General features: G+C 69.2%; 18 protein-coding genes. 17 read left to right on the forward strand and 1 reads right to left on the reverse strand.

Going from position 1 to position 15,684, the window contains the following annotated elements; translation table 11 throughout:
* From AWQ70_RS05295 to AWQ70_RS05350, 12 genes are all read left to right on the forward strand, one after another.
* On the forward strand, positions 1-345 hold the full coding sequence (locus AWQ70_RS05295; RefSeq protein ID WP_067171198.1) for a hypothetical protein: 345 nt from the start codon (positions 1-3) through the stop codon (positions 343-345).
* Entirely contained in the window at positions 332-658 is a 327-nt protein-coding gene (locus AWQ70_RS05300) for a hypothetical protein (protein WP_067171202.1), read from the forward strand. The genes AWQ70_RS05295 and AWQ70_RS05300 overlap by 14 nt, the downstream gene beginning before the upstream one ends.
* A gap of 89 nt (positions 659-747) precedes the next feature.
* A complete protein-coding gene (locus AWQ70_RS05305; protein WP_245646752.1) occupies positions 748-1,014 on the forward strand; it encodes a hypothetical protein in 267 nt (88 codons plus the stop codon).
* A 36-nt stretch (positions 1,015-1,050) separates the two neighbouring features.
* On the forward strand, positions 1,051-4,083 hold the full coding sequence (locus AWQ70_RS05310; RefSeq protein ID WP_067171207.1) for a phage tail tape measure protein: 3,033 nt from the start codon (positions 1,051-1,053) through the stop codon (positions 4,081-4,083).
* Positions 4,080-6,470 (forward strand): LamG-like jellyroll fold domain-containing protein, encoded by a 2,391-nt coding sequence (locus tag AWQ70_RS05315; RefSeq protein WP_067171210.1) that lies wholly within the window; start codon positions 4,080-4,082, stop codon positions 6,468-6,470. Before AWQ70_RS05310 ends, AWQ70_RS05315 begins: the two co-directional genes overlap by 4 nt.
* 2 nt (positions 6,471-6,472) lie before the next feature.
* The gene (locus AWQ70_RS05320; protein ID WP_067171213.1) at positions 6,473-6,925 is read left to right on the forward strand and encodes a hypothetical protein; all 453 of its coding nucleotides are present in this window, start codon (positions 6,473-6,475) and stop codon (positions 6,923-6,925) included.
* Entirely contained in the window at positions 6,926-7,441 is a 516-nt protein-coding gene (locus AWQ70_RS05325; protein ID WP_067171217.1) for a hypothetical protein, read from the forward strand.
* On the forward strand, positions 7,360-9,477 hold the full coding sequence (locus AWQ70_RS41050) for a glycosyl hydrolase family 28-related protein (protein WP_245646753.1): 2,118 nt from the start codon (positions 7,360-7,362) through the stop codon (positions 9,475-9,477). The genes AWQ70_RS05325 and AWQ70_RS41050 overlap by 82 nt, the downstream gene beginning before the upstream one ends.
* Entirely contained in the window at positions 9,477-9,788 is a 312-nt protein-coding gene (locus tag AWQ70_RS05335) for a hypothetical protein (RefSeq protein WP_067171222.1), read from the forward strand. Before AWQ70_RS41050 ends, AWQ70_RS05335 begins: the two co-directional genes overlap by 1 nt.
* Positions 9,789-9,921: 133 nt before the next feature.
* On the forward strand, positions 9,922-10,653 hold the full coding sequence (locus AWQ70_RS05340) for a DNA-methyltransferase (RefSeq protein ID WP_067171225.1): 732 nt from the start codon (positions 9,922-9,924) through the stop codon (positions 10,651-10,653).
* Positions 10,650-11,450, forward strand: coding sequence for a peptidoglycan recognition protein family protein (locus AWQ70_RS05345; protein WP_067171228.1), 801 nt, complete (start codon positions 10,650-10,652; stop codon positions 11,448-11,450). The genes AWQ70_RS05340 and AWQ70_RS05345 overlap by 4 nt, the downstream gene beginning before the upstream one ends.
* Before the next feature lie 10 nt (positions 11,451-11,460).
* A complete protein-coding gene (locus AWQ70_RS05350; protein WP_067171232.1) occupies positions 11,461-11,727 on the forward strand; it encodes a hypothetical protein in 267 nt (88 codons plus the stop codon).
* Between the two features lie 309 nt (positions 11,728-12,036).
* Here the strand turns inward: AWQ70_RS05350 and AWQ70_RS05355 are convergent, their stop codons facing one another.
* The gene (locus AWQ70_RS05355) at positions 12,037-12,624 is read right to left on the reverse strand and encodes a hypothetical protein (RefSeq protein WP_157529898.1); all 588 of its coding nucleotides are present in this window, start codon (positions 12,622-12,624) and stop codon (positions 12,037-12,039) included.
* Positions 12,625-13,016: 392 nt separating this feature from the next.
* On the opposite strand from AWQ70_RS05355, the gene AWQ70_RS05360 reads away from it, so the two are divergent.
* The 5 genes from AWQ70_RS05360 to AWQ70_RS05380 all read left to right on the forward strand — a co-directional run bounded on the left by AWQ70_RS05360 (position 13,017) and on the right by AWQ70_RS05380 (position 15,508).
* Positions 13,017-13,280 carry a hypothetical protein gene (locus tag AWQ70_RS05360; protein WP_067171238.1) on the forward strand — a complete coding sequence of 88 codons (264 nt, stop codon included), beginning with the start codon at positions 13,017-13,019 and terminating at the stop codon, positions 13,278-13,280.
* A 115-nt stretch (positions 13,281-13,395) separates the two neighbouring features.
* A complete protein-coding gene (locus AWQ70_RS05365) occupies positions 13,396-13,602 on the forward strand; it encodes a hypothetical protein (protein ID WP_067171241.1) in 207 nt (68 codons plus the stop codon).
* Positions 13,599-14,135: a DUF6879 family protein gene (locus AWQ70_RS05370; RefSeq protein ID WP_067171244.1), complete on the forward strand. Its 537-nt coding sequence runs from the start codon at positions 13,599-13,601 to the stop codon at positions 14,133-14,135. Before AWQ70_RS05365 ends, AWQ70_RS05370 begins: the two co-directional genes overlap by 4 nt.
* A 12-nt stretch (positions 14,136-14,147) precedes the next feature.
* Positions 14,148-15,005: a helix-turn-helix domain-containing protein gene (locus tag AWQ70_RS05375; RefSeq protein ID WP_084516539.1), complete on the forward strand. Its 858-nt coding sequence runs from the start codon at positions 14,148-14,150 to the stop codon at positions 15,003-15,005.
* A gap of 68 nt (positions 15,006-15,073) precedes the next feature.
* Positions 15,074-15,508 (forward strand): hypothetical protein, encoded by a 435-nt coding sequence (locus tag AWQ70_RS05380; protein ID WP_067171250.1) that lies wholly within the window; start codon positions 15,074-15,076, stop codon positions 15,506-15,508.
* Positions 15,509-15,684 lie beyond the last annotated feature (176 nt).

The raw sequence follows: 15,684 nt of genomic DNA on the forward strand, positions 1-15,684 counted from the left end.
GTGTACCAGTTCGCAGAGCCGGAGATCACCGCGAAGGCGGTCCAACTCGGGCTGATCGCCGATGGCGAGGCCCTGCCGGCGAACCTGCGGTCCAAGGCCGTCAAGGCGCTGGCCGCCGCCCTCCAGCAGCAGCAGCCGGCCGAGCCTGCCCTCGAGGTCGGCCACCTCGTCCTCACCCCTGACCGGCGCGTGCTCCTGGACGGTCACGCGCTGCCGCTCCAGGTACTCGACGCCGACCCGATCCACGTGGTGCTGCACGGGGAGGTGGCCACGATCCGCCTGACCGTCGCCGCCCGCACCATCACCGTTCATCAGAAGGAGAACCAGACCAGTGGCCAAGCCTGACACGCCCCCGACGATCGATTTCAACCTCGACGCCGCGATCGCCGAGGCGACCGGAGCGCCGTTCACGTTCGCCTTCAAGGGGAAGCCCTGGACGCTGCCGGCGATGCGAGACCTGGACGTGTGGCCCATGCTGGACGCCGCTCCGCAGGGCGACCTCGCGGTGGTGCAGGTCGTGCTGAAGGCCGCGTTCGGCGACCGGTGGGAGGAGTTCCGATCCCATCCGATGCCCCGCAAGGGCCTGTCCGGCCTGTTTGAGGCCTACCGCAAGCACAGTGACGCGGATCTGGGGGAATCCTCGGCCTCGTCGAGCTGATCCGCCGCCACGGCGACGCCGTCGAGGCTGACCTCGCCCACTACTACCCGCGCGACGCCGACCAACTGGACGCGCTGCTGCGCGGCGAGATGACCTGGCGCAGGTTCAAGGTCCTGCTCAAGCACCTTCCGGCCGACTCGGCCACCGCGCGCGCCGTCGGCCAAAGCGGCCACACCACGACAGACCTTCTGATCATGGACGTGTGGTCCGCGCTGACGGGCAAGCCGCACCCGGCCAGGCCCAAGCCCTCAGCGCAGCGGCCGGCTTCCTCACCGGAGCGTGAGGCGCGCCTGGCGGACGCGCGGCGCCGAGCGGCGGCGCGCCAGGCCGCGATCGTCGCCGGCCAGATCGCCTGACACCGATCCACAAATTCACAGCGGGGGTGATGTGCTGTGCCGAGCGTCGGCTACGCGACCTTGCAGGTCATCCCCTCGGTGAAGGGCATCGGCGCTCAGCTGCGCGACCAGCTGGTCGGGCCAGCGGCCAGCGCAGGCGTACTGGCGGGCGAGCAGGCCGGCCGCGGTTTCGCCGGCGCGTTCGACTCGCTCGCCGGCGGTTTCTCCCGCGTCGGCCAGGCGGTCACCGGTGTCGGGCAGACGGTCACCACCCACCTGTCGCTGCCGGTCGCCGCTCTCGGCGGCCTGGCCATCAAGACGGCGGGCGACTTCGAGGCCGGCATGAACCGGGTCCGCGCCATCAGCGGGGCGACGGGCGAGGAGTTCACGCAGCTGCGTGACCTCGCCAAGGAGCTCGGCGCGACCACCCAGTACTCGGCCAGCGAGGCGGCCGACGCCATGGGCTTCCTGGCGATGGCCGGCTTCAAAACGACCGACATCATGGGCGCCCTGCCCGGGGTGCTGAACCTGGCGGCCGCCGGCGCGATCGACCTGGGGACCGCGGCCGACATCGCCTCCAACATCCTGTCTGGCTACGGCATGCAGGTGGCCGAGCTGGGGCGTGTGAACGACATCCTGGCCAAAACGTTCACCAGCACGAACGTCGACATGCGGATGCTGGGCGAGTCGTTCAAGTACGTCGGCCCCGTCGCAGCCTCGGCCGGCCTGCAATTCGAAGAGGTCAGCGCCGCCATCGGTCTGCTCGGTAACGCCGGCATCCAGGGGTCGGAGGCCGGTACGGCGCTGCGCGGCGCGATCGGCCGGCTGCTGAAGCCCACGAACGAGGTCCAAGAGACCCTCACCAGGCTCGGCGTGTCGGTGGCCGACTCCAGCGGCAAGATGCTGCCACTGATCGACATCATCACCCAGCTGGAGAAGTCCGGCGCCAGCACCGCCGACATGCTCACGATCTTCGGTCTGGAGGCCGGGCCCGGCATGCAGGCCCTGGTCTCCCAAGGGTCGGCCGCGCTGCGGGACCTGACGAAAGAGCTGGAGAACTCCGGCGGTACCGCAGCGAACATCGCCGCGGTCCAGATGGAGGGCTTCAACGGCGCTGTCAAAAACCTGCAGTCGGCCTTCGAGGGCCTGATGATCGCCGTCGCCGATACCGGGCTCCTGGACTGGGCGACCAAGGCCGTCAACAAGCTCACCGAGTGGGTGTCCACCCTCGGCGAGGCCGACAAGGAGACGATGAAGTGGGCCGTGGCCATCGGCGGGGCCGTAGCCGCGCTCGGCCCGCTGCTGATCGTCACCGGTCACGCGGTCTCCTCCATCGGATCGATCATCACCGGCGTCCGGCTGCTCAGCACCGTGCTGCTGGCCAGCCCGATCGGCTGGGTGGTCGGGCTCATCGCCCTGCTCGCCTACGGCCTGTATGAGGCCTGGCAGCGGTCGGAGACGTTCCGGAACGCGGTTACCGGCCTGTGGGACGGCATCGTCTCGGCGGCGGGCCCGGCCGTCGACTGGTTCAAGGAGACGGTCTGGCCGGTCCTGATCGACGGCTGGAACTGGCTGCTGGACGCCGCTACCCAGGCCGTCGACTGGTTCGAGAGCAGCATCTGGCCCAAGCTGTCGGCCGGGTTCGGCCGGCTGGTCGAGGCCGCCAAGCCGATCGCCGCCTGGTTCAAGGATGAGTTCCTGCCCGGAGTGGTCGAGATCTGGGGCGGCCTCATGGACGCGGCCGGGCCGGTGCTGTCCTGGCTCGGCGGGACCGCGCTACCGGCCGTGATCGACGCGCTGGTGTGGCTGCTGGAACAGGCCATGGCCGTCGCCGGCTGGTTCACCGAGACCCTGTGGCCCGTCGTCGTGGGCGGCTGGCAGTGGCTGATCGACGCCGCCGGGCCCGTGGTCGAGGCGGTCGTCGGCTTCTTCTCCAGCATGACCGAGGGCGGCTCGGAGTTCTCCGACACCTTCGGTGGCATCGGCGACTTCATCTCCGAGGTGGTCGGCACCATCAGCGACATCGTGTCCGAGGTCGTCGAGTTCATCGGCTGGGTGTGGCGGGAGCACGGCGACACGATCGTGTCGGTCATCAAGACCGCGTGGGATCTGATCGTCAGCGTCATCGGCACGGCCTTGGAGCTGATCTGGGGCGTCATCCAGGGCGTGTGGACCGCCGTGCAGGGCATCATCACCGGCGTCCTCCAGGTGATCCTCGGCGTGATCCGCGTGGTCACCGGCATCATCATGGGCGACTGGGACAAGGTCTGGCAGGGCATCAAGGACATCTTCGAGGGCGTCTGGAAGGCGATCCGCGGAATCGTCGAAGGCGCCCTCAAGATCATCGCGAGCATCTTGAGCGCCGCCTGGGATCTGATCGCCGCAGCCGTGAAGGCGGTATGGGACTGGATCGTCGACATCGTCAAGGCCGCCGTGAAGTGGCTGCTGGACATGTTCCTGAACTGGACCCTCCCGGGCCTGATCATCAAGCACTGGAACTCGATCAAGGACACCGCCGGCAAGGCTCTGGACGGTGTGATCACGTTCTTCCGGGAACTGCCCGGAAAGATCATCACCGCGCTCGGCAACCTCGGCTCGCTGCTGGTCGACTCCGGGAAGAAGATCGTCCAAGGCCTGATCGACGGCCTGAAGTCGATGCTCGGCGCGGTCGGCGACACCGCCGCGGCCATCGTGGACAAGATCAAGGGATTCCTGCCGTTCTCGCCGGCGAAGGAGGGCCCCTTCTCCGGGTGGGGGAACCCGCTCTACTCCGGCCGGTCCATCGCCCGCCTGCTCGCCGCCGGCCTGGACGACGGGCAAAGCCTGGTGACCGCGGCCGCGGACCGTCTGGCATCCTCCGCCGCGGTCGCCGTTTCTCCGACCGTTGCCGTGGGCGGACGCTCCACCGGCCCGCACGACCTGGCCCTCGCGCAGGCCGGGGCCGGCATCGGCGGCGGCACACTCGAGGTCAACTTCGCCGGCCGCCCGCTGGTGAGCGAGGACGACATCTTCCGGCTGCTGATCGCCGCGCTCAACCAGGCCAAGGCACGCGGCTTCAACCTCGGGAACCTGGCGGCGGTGCCTCGATGATCGACATGCCTCAGATCGCGGTGGAGATCGCCTTCACCCGGGACCCCGACGACGGGACGCCACTGTGGCAGGACGTCACCGACGACGTCGACTGGGACCAGAAGATCCGGATCTCCCGCCGCCGCAGCCACGAGCTCGACGAGGTGGCCCCCGGCACGCTGGCGCTCACCCTGTTCAACGAGGACGGCCGATACACCGCCGACAACGCCGCGGGCGCGAACTACCCGAACGTGAAGCTGAACCGCATGATCCGCGTGCGGGCCCGCTGGCCCGGAGGCCCCAACCGCCTGGCCAGCGGCCAGGCCACAGCGAGCGACGCCAGCCTCTTCTCCGGCAGCCAGGGCAGCGTGACCATCGATACGAACACCTTCCCGCCCGGCCAGACCAGCTCGATCCGATGGGCGGCCAGCACCCTGTCCAACGGCACCATCTTGCGCGTCGGTGCGAAATCGACGTCCTCTCCGACCGATCAGGCGTTCCACGTCAAGCCTGGCGACATCTGGTCGTTCCAGTGCCAGGCCCGCCGCGACACCGTCGCGGCCACCATGGCGCTACGGGTCCGCTGGTACGACAAGGCCGCCCGCCAGCTGGGGGACACGACCGGCCCCGCAGTCACGCTCACCACGGCCTGGCAGCCGATCGTCTACTCGCCGACCGTGCCCGCGGGTGCCGCATGGGCGCGTCTCATGCTGGTGTCGACGACCAGCTCAAGCGGAGCGGCCGTCATCTACACCTCCGCGTGGCAGGCCGAGCGGGCGGCGGCGCCCTCGAGGTGGATGGATCCCGGCCGCCAGCACATCCGGTTCACCGGGTTCGTCGACCGGTGGCCGCTGTCCTGGGACAACTGGCACGGCCGCGCGCAGGTCACGGCGACAGACCGGCAAAAGCTCCTGTCCCGCGCCACGATCAGAGGGGCGCTGATGGAGGAGACACTCGCCACCGGCCCGATCGCGCTGTACCCGCTGTCCGAACCACAGAACGCCAGCCAGGCCGGCAACGTCGCCGCCACCTCCCAGCCGGACATGGTGATTCAAAGCGTCGGCAACGGCGGCGCGCTCGTGTTCGGCAAAGAAGGCGGACCCGACGACTCCGCCACCGCGTTCCTCACGCCGATCGGCAGCGGTGCAGTCGGCAAATTCCTGGCGGTCCCGCTGTTGCACACACCGCTCGGCGGGGTGGCGGGCATCTCCCTGGCCGCATGGGTGCGGTTCACTACCGACGTCACCGCCGACCAGCGGATCCTCTACGTCGACGACGGCAGCGACACCGTGCACGTACGCGTCAACTACCAGCCGTCCAACAACACCTTGACCGTCGGCGTCCGCCACCCCAGCCGCGACTATGTCGCCACCGCCGCCACGCCGCTGGGCACCGGCCTGCACCTGGTGGTGGTCACACTCCAGTTCACCGCCGGCACGTTGGCGATCCGTGCGTACGTGGACGGCGACACCGTCATCAACACCAGTGGAGCGGCGACCGTCACCACCTGGCCGTCGCTGAAGCGGCTGCGCGCAGGCGGCGTTCCCGCCTCAGCGCTGGACCCGCCCCAGCTCATGTCCGGCGCTCTGGCGATGGTGGGCGCCTGGCGCAGCGTGCTGACCCAGACGCAGGCCTCCACCCTGAGCAACGCGCGCGACGGATTCGCCGGCGAGTTGTCCGGCGCGCGGGCCCGACGAATCGCCGCCTGGGCGGGCATCCCGGCGATATCGGCCGACACCGGCTCCAGCATGATGGACCGCCACCCGAACCGCGAGCAGAGCCCGCTGGCGGCGCTGAAGCTCATCGCAGTGTCGGAGGCGGGTGTCCTATTCGTCGCCGGCGATGATTCCGTGACCCTGCACGGCCGTGGCCGCCGTCAACTACCGGGACCGCCGTCCATCGTGCTCACCGCGGACGACTGCGCCGGCGAACTGGGGTTCACGATGGATGACCAGCTGCTCGTCAACGATGTGACGGTCAACAGGTCCGGGCGCACGGCCACCCGCGTGATCGACCAGGCGTCGATCGAGGAGAGCGGCGGTGTCTACACCGGCTCAATCGACACGCTGCTCTACACCGACACCGAAGCGCTGGACCGGGCCGCCTACACCGTCGCGACCTACGGGCATCCACACCCGCGGGCCGGCCAGATCGTTGTGGACGCCCACCACCTGGACATGTGGCCCCAACTGCTCGGCAGCGAGATCGGCCAGCGAATGCGGCTGTCCGGCCTGCCGCCCGAAGCATCGGCCAGCACGCTGGAGTTGTGGTGCGAGGGCATCCAAGACGAGATCAGCGATTCCACCTGGCGGGTCACGTTCGACGCCTCACCAGTGCGGCAGATGCCGCTCTTCATTCTGGACGACCCCGCCTACGGAACGCTCGACAACAACTACCTGGGATGGTGAATGTGGCAGTTCGCGCGCAGTTGCGGTTTCTGGAACAGGCGCTCCCGGCTCCGGCGCCACTTCGCTCGTGGGAGGCGTACTGGCAGCTCGCGGACTCCCGCAAGGCCCTCGGCGGTCAGCCTCCGGTCCCTCGGCCAACAGGCCACGACCCCACGGTTACGGCGTTCGCCCGGGTGGATGACGGGCGCTGGATCGCGGACTGCCCATGGATGTGCGGCGCCGCCTTCAACCTCCCCCAGGGGGTCGACTGGTTCTGGTGTACGGAGTGCGCGGGCGCAGGACTGGGCCGCACGGCCCGCCTGGTCTGGCCGCAGCATATGGACCAGCTGACGGTGAACCTGGAGAGCCTGCCCGCCGCCCTGCAGTTCTGGCCGTGCAGCGACTGCCGCCCCCGCTTCCTCGCCGGCCGGGACATGTGCGAGTCCTGCCGAGGGATGCAAGGACAGGTGGCGTAGGTGGCTGTGCTCCCCGCCCCGCGCACCTGGACGGTCGGCGAACTCGTCACAGCAGCCAAGCTCAACAACGACGTCCGGGACGGGATCAACTTCCTCCTGTCCCCGCCCATGGCCGTGCTGCTGCCTGACGGGGGCCAGTATGCGAATGACACCGATACGGTCGTGCGGTGGAGCTCTGAGGCCCTGGACCGGGACGGCGGGCACGACAACACCACCAACAACACCCGGTACACCGCGCAGACGGCCGGCTGGTACGACTTCGACTTCTCGGCCTTCATCTTCGGTGGGCAGAGCAGCGGAATCCTCTTCCTCGGCTTCACGAAGAACGCCAACGTCAGCTGGGCGGCCGGAAGCGGGTTCCCACTGGCCCTCAACCGCCTATCCGGGCAGCTGAGCACCACGTTGCAGATGTCGGTGGGCGACTACATCCAGGCATGGGTGCGGCACACGACCGGCGGGAGCAAGACGCTCGACTCCACAGGCACACGCTTCGCTATCCGGTGGGTGTCAACGTGACCACAACCGTTATCGGCACCCTGGCCGCGGCCGGCGGCGGCCGCCCGTACGGCGCCGAGCTCGCGATCGACCTCGTCGACCAGGCCGGAATCGCCGTACCCGGGTTCACCACCGGCCACGAGGTCGTCGGCAGGACGTGCGTACCCATTGGTGAGGGCGGGACGTGGAAGGCCGACCTGGTCCCCAACGACGACATCGTCTCGCCGCGCGGCCCCACGCTGTACCGGGTCATGGCCAACGTCGCGGCCGGGGCCTCCGCCGTCTACTTCATCAAGGTGCCCGAGTCGGCCGAGCCGCGCTGGGCGGGCGATCTGCGAGTAAGCCTGCCCGGCGAGGCGCCCGAGCTGCCGTACGGCTACCTCCCTCTGGCGGGTGGCATCCTGACCGGCCCGCTCGTCCTGCAGGACGGCACACCTGCCACGTCCCAGCAGTACGTGGCCGAGTACGTCGCCGAGCACGGCGGGGAAGGCAACCAGGGCCCGCCCGGCCCAGAAGGACCCCAGGGACCGGAAGGACCCCAGGGACCACGCGGCGATCAGGGCATTCCGGGGCCGAATGGCGACAAGGGCGATCCCGGCCCTCGAGGCCCGAAAGGTGACCCCGGCGATCAGGGCCCGGCCGGTATTGAAGGCCCGCAGGGGCCGAAGGGCGACCCCGGCGAGCGAGGCCCACAGGGACCGCAGGGTGAGCGAGGCCTCGACGGCCCGCAAGGCCCGAAGGGCGACACCGGCCCGGAAGGACCGCGTGGCGCGCAAGGGCCGAAGGGCGACCCCGGCGAACAGGGCATCCAAGGCCCGATGGGACCGCAGGGCCCCCAGGGAGACCCAGGCGCGCCCGGGACGCAGCTCGGCTGGCACATCGTCACCGACTACGGCGCGGCCGGCGACGGCGTGGCCGACGACACCGCCGCCATCCAAGCCGCGATCGACGCGGTCCCGGCCCAAGGCGGGACCGTCTACCTCCCGGCCGGGACCTACCGGCTCACCGGCCCGCTCACGCTGTGCTCCTCGCTGACACTCACAGGGGCGGGGCTCGGGTCGACGATCCTCTACCAGTCGTCCACCTCAGCCGACGCGCTCGCGGCCACCGACGTCCGCAGCATCACCGTGAACGACCTTCAGGTGTTCGGCCCCGGCGAGGGAACGGGAACCGGCCTCCGGCTGCTCCGGTCCGCAGCGGACGCCACGCCGTACATCAACATGCGGAACGTCTACATCCATTCGTTCGGCGTGGACGGCATCGAGATATCGAACGGGATCGTCTCCTCGTTCGCGTCGGTCAACTGCGAGGCGAACGGCCGCTACGGGTTCAACTTCCACGGCGTCCCAAACGGTCCCGCCGGCACGTCGCTCGCCATGACCTCGTGCTACGCGAACACGAACGGCGTCGCTGGTTTCCGCATCTTCAACATGGCGTATGCGGCGCTGGTGGGTTGCGCATCGGAAGGGCAAGCCACGAACTACCTCCTGGAGAAATGCCAGTCGGTAACGCTTAACGGTTGCGGCTCGGAGATGATGGCCGAAGGCGGAACCGGGTTGAAGATCGACGGCGGTTTCGGGCACGCGATCATCTCGTGCTGGGACCTGAACAGCCGCGGCCGCGCGTACTGGATCACCGGCGGGGCTTACTCGATCAACCTCATCGGCCTGGTCGAGAACACCCCGCTCGCCGGGGCGATCAGCTCGCTGACCGTCGACGCCGGCAGTATCGGCATCAACCTGCACGCGATCAGCAACACGACTCGGCTGGAGCTGGCGGCCGGCACCACCAACGTGCTCAACGACGGCGCCAACGGCGTCACCCTGAACGGCTTCCTGTACACAGACGCCGGAAGCGAATTCAACGGCAACGTGACGTTCGACAAGCAGGCCGCGTTCTGGGGCGATGTCACCTTCGGCGGAAGCGTCGGATTCTTCGGAGCCGCACCGGTCTGGAAGCCGAGCGTTTCCGGTTCCCGGGGCGGCAACGCCGCTCTCGCCTCCCTGCTTTCAGCGTTGGCAACCCTGGGGCTCATCACCGACGACACGAGCACGTAATGACCGACCCCGACCTCGCGGCCGCGCTCACAGACCTACGCGTCGTCGTGGTCACCGGCCTTACCGAGATCCGCGGCCAGTACGCCGTCGTCATCCAGCGCCTGGAGTACGTCGATACGCGGCACGCCGAGCTCGTCCGCCGGATGGAGACCGAGCTCGCCGAACACGAGGCGCGACTGGACGAACTCGGGAAGGGCCAACAGAAGTTCGTCACCAAGGACGAGCACGCCGAGCGGAATCGCCGGCTCCTCGCGATCATCGGCCTGATGCTCACCGCGGCCAGTCTGGTGATCACCTTCTTCAAGCCGTAAGAGGGCTCCTTGGCTCACTCCTTGGCCTGGCCTCGGGGGGTGGCCACGGCCAGGGCGCACCACCGCATCCGACCCCCTCCCTACCGACCCGCTCGCCCATCACCTCCGGGCGCACGCGGCCCAGGGAGACACGTTGTTCCACGTTCATCATGGCGACGCGCTCGCCGTCCTGCCCACCATCACCACCGGCTCCGCTGATCTCGTCCTGACCGACCCGCCGTACAACAGCGGCGGCCGCACCAACGCCGAGCGCACCGCCCAGGGCGCGCGCGGGAAGTACGTCACCGGCACCGCTGGCCACGACCTCGCAGACTTCGCCGGCGACAACCGAGACCAGCGCTCCTACACCCGCTGGCTCGCCCTCGTCCTGATCGAATGCCTACGCATCAGCCGCCCAGGGGCCTCGGCCCTAGTCTTCTGCGACTGGCGGCAGCTACCCGCGACCTCCGACGCGCTGCAGGCTGCCGGGTGGACCTGGCGCGGCATCATTCCTTGGCGCAAGCCGATCAGCCGACCACAGCGCGACGGGTTCCGGCGCGAGTGCGAGTACGTGCTGTGGGGCAGCAACGGCCAGCCGTACCGGCACGCCGAACCGATCTATCTACCCGGCCTGGTGCAGGGTTCACAGCCGCGCGGCCGCGGGCGTGTCCACATCACCCAGAAGCCTGTCGACATCCTGCGCCAGCTCGTGCAGGTGTGCCCGCCCGCTGGCGTCGTCCTGGATCCGTTCGCCGGCAGCGGGTCCACCGGCGTCGCCGCGGTGCTCGAGGGCCGCAGCTTCGTTGGCAGCGAGATCACCGAGCACTACGCGGCGATCGCTCGGGAGCGGATCGCCGCGGCCGTCGAACAGGAAGGAAGCGCATGAAGATCATCACGCGCGAGGGCTGGGGCGCCCGCGCCCCACGCAACGCTCGCGATGTTGTCCGGGTCAGCTGGGCAGACCGCACGGAGTTCGTCGTTCATCACACCGCCGGGCCGAAGGGGCAGCGAGTTCGCGCGATCCAGGACTTCCACATCACGGGTCGCGGGTGGAACGACATCGGCTACAACTTCCTCGTCGACGCGGAGGGCGCGATCTACGAGGGCCGCGGCTGGCTCGTCGTCGGCGCGCACTGCCCAGACCACAACCGGATCGGGATCGGGGTTGCCTTCATCGGCAGCAACAACCCCACGGCGGCCGCGATGCAGAGCATCCGGGGCCTGTATGACGAGGCGTGTCGGCGGGCCGGACGGGCGCTGCGGAAGCGTGGCCACGGTCAGCTCTTCTCGACCAGCTGCCCCGGGCCACGGCTGCAGGCCTGGGTCAACGCCGGTATGCCGCTCGACCAGGAGCAGACGCCGGCGCCAGAACCGCCGCTGAAGATCGTGTGGCGTAGCGATGTGCCGACGTGGCCGGGCCGGGCGCTGAAGGTGGCCGAGCCGATGATGACCGGCGAGGATATTCGGCTCTGGCAAGAACGGCTGGCCAGGCGTGGCTGGCGGATCGACGTCGACTCCTGGTACGGCCCCAAGTCGCGCACGGTGTGCCGTGGTTACCAGCGCGCCACTGGCCTGCCCGATACCGGCATCGTCGATCGGGCGACCTGGGACATGACCTGGTCTTGGCGGCCGCCGGCGGAGGAGCCCGCGGCCGCCGAGCAGTCCACCCCCACCACCCCGTAAGGAGATCGCTTTGCTCACGTCCTTCGCAGCTCGCCAGCCGCTCCTGATCCGGATCGCGATCGCCGCGGTGCTCGCCGCGGTCGGTCGGCTCCTGGTCCTCGTCGGCTGGCTGCCGCCGGACTGGGTCGTCAGCGACGACGCGGTGCAGGACGGCCTGGACGGCTTGCTCGCCTTGTGGGCGTTCTGGTCGGCGCACCGCCGCGTCACGCCGGTCGCGGCCCCGCGGGACGATCTCGGCCGCCAGCTCATCCCCGCGCCACACCCGCGCGAGCTGTAGGAATCCACCAGGTACTTCGAGACGCCCCCGCTCATTCCTCCTCGGAGGGGTGAGCGGGGGCGATTTCGCGTTTCTGTCGGTGTCCTCGTCTACCGTGGCCTGGGTCTGTTGGAGACCGGAAGCGCCGCCCATCCCGCGCAAGGGATGGGCGGCGCTTTTCGTGTGTTACGAGGCGGAGGCGGTCAGCCGCTCGGCTTCCTCGTGCAGCGCCGTGATCAGGAGGAGCTCGAGGCGTAGCTCCTCGGCGAGACGGTCCAGAACATTCATCGGGCCTCCCTGACCAAAGGACGCATCAGCTGCCACATGCGTTCACAGTCGGGCGTATCCGGCGTATCGCTCGGGATGGTGCGCTCGGCTCCCGGCGTACTTCTTGAGGTACGCGCGTACCTCGCCGGCGCGGTCCTGGCCGCAGCCGAGGAGCCGCTTGATCGCGCGGAAGGTGGGCTCCTGCTTGAGACTGCCCTCGGGGGTGACGAACTCCTCCAGCGCTTTGAGGTACACCTCCTGTGGCTCAGGCAACTCGGGCGTTACAGCCACGGGCGCGGGTACGGGGGCAGGGTCATCCTCGGGTACGCGCGGCGCGGCCGTCTGCTCGTGCGCCCCGCCAGCGTCCAGGTTTCCCGGACCCTGAACGGGCATGACGGCGGCGGCCGGCGTGGGCTCGGGCACGTCGCGCGCCTCGCGCACGGCTCCTACGTTGGGCGCGGAGCCGAGCGCGGCGCGGTCCCGTTCGATGAGTACGGTGGCGCGGTCGAAGGTCTCCGGTGAAAGCCCTGCAATGTAGGTGGCCATCATCAGCGCTTCGTCTCCGGACAGGCTGTTGAGGAACTCGTATCGAGCGTCCCGGGCGGTCTCGGCGGCGGACACGTCGGCGCGGGCGGTTGTAGGGTCAGCCATGTTGTTCGGTCTCCCAGCGGCAATGGGCGATCGGGTGGCGGGCCCCGCAGGCGTGACAGCGTCGGCGGGGCTGCGTCGTTCTGGGCGAGGTACGCGCGGCTGTGCGTGTACCTGTCGGGCTCCCGGGCGAGGTCACGGGAGGGTCCGGCCGCGTGCCGGACGGGGGCGCCGTACCGCTGGGCGTACCCGGGCGGGAGGCGCTGCGAGGGGAAGGGTACACGGCGTGCGTCGCCAAGTACGGCGTATCAGGTATGCCGCGGTGTGGGCCTCGGCTCCGGACCGGCGTATTGCAAGCGGCGAAGCCAAGATCGGCTGAACCGCTGACGCGCGTGTGGTCTACGTCATAGCCTCGACGTCGTACGCCATCCGACCCGGGCGACCGGAGGCACAGCGTGGACGTATGGATCACCTACCGCCTGCTCGACGACACCGGCGGCGATGCTGGCGAGCAGCAGCGGCACTTGTTCTCTTTCCCGGACACCGGTGAGGGCTTCGAGCTGAAGAACGGCCAGCGGATCGGCTACGGGCCGAGCATCGGCCAGATGCTCGCCGCCGTTCGGGCCCGCCATGCCGGTGACGCCGTCATCGTCAGAACTGAACGCGTTGACGGGGCGACCGCGTCTGCGCCTCAGTCTCCGACCGGTGCCGCGTCGTAGGCGGCGGCATTAAGTCGCCAAGCCCTTGAATCTAACGAAGCCGCTTGACGGCTCCTCAGCTCAGCTTGACCATCGAGAGCAATGTCGAGCAATCCACTACCCCGAGGAGCCCGTGATGCGGCTAACCTATCTCGGCAAGACCGGCGGATCCGCCGATGGCAACTGCCCGGCTCTCTACAGGACCGACCGCAACACCTACGTCGTGCAGGGATGGCAAGTGACTGACCCTCAAGCTCTCGCCGACGTACGCGACCTCGCCCCCGGCGAGGCTGTCGTCGAGGTCCCGGCCGACGTGCTCGACCTCGCGCGGAGCGCACGGTGACCAAGCTCGTCACTGGGGATGAGTTCCTCGACCTGTTCACCCGCTTCCAGGACGTCGCGTTCCGGCTGGAAGTCCGCGACCGCTACAACGTGCTCGAGGAGCAGGAACGGCTTGCGCTGTTCCTCGCCGACGACCTGGACGAGCTGGACCGTCGCAACAAGGTCGAGCGGGCACCGTGGCTGTCGCGGATCAGCGCCGCCACAACAGCGGGGAAGCGGGTCGAGCGGGTCCGCGTCTTCACCGAGCCGCCCAGCGATTACGTGCGGTTTGAACTGCACCTCAACGCGGGCAACGCCGAGGCTGGGGAGGACATCCGCTACCTGCCCCGCACGCACCCCGCCGCAGCCGACCTGCCGTCGTGGGACTACTGGTTGTTCGACTCGACGCTGCTCGCTGTGATGCGGTTCGGTCCCGATGATGCGATCATCTCCACCGAGCTGGTCGACGACCCGGATGTGGTGCGGCAGCACTGCACGTGGCGGGACGCTGTCTGGCCGCACGCTGTGCCGTACGCCTCCTACGTCGCGAGCTAATTCGTGGCAGGCGTGCGGCAGTCCCGGGAGGCGCTTGGAGCGCGCCTCAAGGAGCTACGGGTGGACGCGCGCCTGAACGGCAAGCAGCTCGCCGAGCGAGTGGGCTGGCTGGCCACGAAGGTCTCCAAACTCGAGCACGGCAAGCAGACCCCGACCGAGGATGACATCCGCGCCTGGGTCGCCGCGACCGGCGCGGAGCGCGAGCTGGGCTCGCTCCTTGCCCAGCTCCTCAGCCTCGAACTTGCCTACTCCGAGTGGCGGCGGCAGCTTCGCGACGGGCTGCGCGCCCGGCAGATGCAGATCGGAGCCATCGAGACCGAAACCGGACTGTTCCGCATGTTCGAGCCCGCCGTGGTGCCCGGCCTGCTCCAGACCGGGGAGTACGCACGAGCCATGATGCGGCTGTCCGTCGCGGTGCATCGGATCCCCAACGATCTGGATGCCGGCGTAGCGGCGCGCCTTGCCCGCCAGCAAGTCCTCTACGAGGCGGGCAAGCGCTTCCACTTCATCATCTCGGAGGCGACGCTGCGGTACCTGTTCGGGCCACCGGAGGTGTCGATGGGTCAGATCGAGCGGCTGGTCGCCACGGCGACGCTGCCCAACGTCGCGCTCGGGGTGATCCCGTTCACCGCCCGACTGCCCAAGCATCTCGCGCACGGATTCGCCATCTACGACGAACGGCTCGTCCTCGTCGAGTCGTTCGGCGCGGAGCTGTCACTCACACAGCCACAGGAGATCGAGCTGTACGGGCGAATCTTCGGGATCATGCATGAGGTGGCCGTGTACGGACGTGAGGCCCACGCGCTCATGATGCGGGTCATGGAAGATCTCGCTGGGATGATTTCGAGCAATACCGAGCAATCTCCTTGAGCCTCTAGCCGTCCACTCCGTACCGTCACGAACGACCCCCGAATCAGTGACGGAGAAGGGGACCGGACGTGCAACCCCCCAGACCCCATGCGGCGCGTACGGCGGGCCGCGTCAACGTCAGCTCGGCCGACGTGTACCGGGCCATCCACAACGAACTGGCCAGCGTCCCGCAGCAGCCGAAGGTGCAATCGCCGGCGGCGGCCGCCGCAAGGCAGCTCCAGGCGGTGCTCGCCGAACGCCACCAGATCCTCGCGGACGTCAACCAGGACGAGCGGCTCGCGTTCGTCTCCGTCGCACCGGGCCTGCTCGTCCTCAGCAACGGCCTGACATTCCAGTGGCTGAGCGGCGAGCGCGACGCGCGCGGCCCTCTGATGGCGTACGGCCCCGCGAGCGACCCGATCACCGCCGGGCTGCGGATCGCCGCTCGCTACGACCAGATCATGAAGGACCGGCCCCCGCACCCGCTCGATCGGGTGCCGCGCGAACTCATCAACCCGATCTGACGAGAGACGAGGACCACCCGGATGGACTCGCTCATGCTCCTGATGCACCGGGTGGGGGCGCAGCGCGATAGCGCGCATCAGCCGTCGCCCACCGCCCCGAACGACCGCCCCGGCGCCGCTGACGCGCCAGAGGCCGCACCGGGCGGGGACACCCCCGCCACCTAACCACCGAGACT

The organism is Microtetraspora niveoalba, assembly GCF_001570405.1.
In the GTDB taxonomy this organism is placed as follows: domain Bacteria; phylum Actinomycetota; class Actinomycetes; order Streptosporangiales; family Streptosporangiaceae; genus Microtetraspora; species Microtetraspora niveoalba.